This is a genomic window from Enterococcus gallinarum NBRC 100675, from assembly GCF_001544275.1.
In the GTDB taxonomy this organism is placed as follows: domain Bacteria; phylum Bacillota; class Bacilli; order Lactobacillales; family Enterococcaceae; genus Enterococcus_D; species Enterococcus_D gallinarum.
Genome location: NZ_BCQE01000083.1, coordinates 1 through 623, shown reverse-complemented (window position 1 = coordinate 623; position 623 = coordinate 1). Strand labels below are relative to the sequence as shown.

Sequence of the window (623 nt, the reverse complement as noted above, 5' to 3'; positions counted from 1 at the left end):
AAGACCTGGTTTTTAATCCAGACATTTCCTGATCAATCCTGAACTGACCTAAACGTTGATATATAAGCATTCTCACAATATTACATTTTCTCATTTAAGCTAATTTTCCAGACAAAGTATGGTCAAAGTATGGTCATTGTGAAATTATTTTTCTGCTTAAAGTCAAAAATCCTGTTAACAAAACAAAGAAACTCGATATCTAAAGAACTCGAAAAAAACTCCTACTCAATTGAGTAAGAGGGTCATTCTATGTACCCTGTAGGACTCGAACCTACGACCGGACGGTTATGAGCCATCTGCTCTGACCAGCTGAGATAAAGGTATTGCGAGATCATCCGTAAATAATAAGTCAACTGAGGATAATCTCAAAGATTTAAAACAATTAATCAAAGAACATAAAAAAGCCTTATCCTGTTAAGGACAGGGCTTTTTTTAAAGAAATCAAAAGCGATATAAAGCTACAATCAAGAGTATTAATAGAAAATGCATTTTTCTAAGCAAGTACTTTTTCTAATTCTTCAACTGGCTGCGCATACTTCTCTATGTTAATCAACTCTTCGTTGAAGGATTGTTCTCCTTGAGAGCTAAATATATCATAAGCAATAACTCTTTCGTCTTTACTA

Annotated in this window: 1 tRNA gene; it reads right to left on the bottom strand. The window is 33.7% G+C overall.

The annotated features are described in order from the left end of the window. Positions 1-250 precede the first annotated feature (250 nt). A tRNA-Ile gene (locus EG2_RS18165) sits at positions 251-324 on the bottom strand. Positions 325-623: the final 299 nt, after the last annotated feature.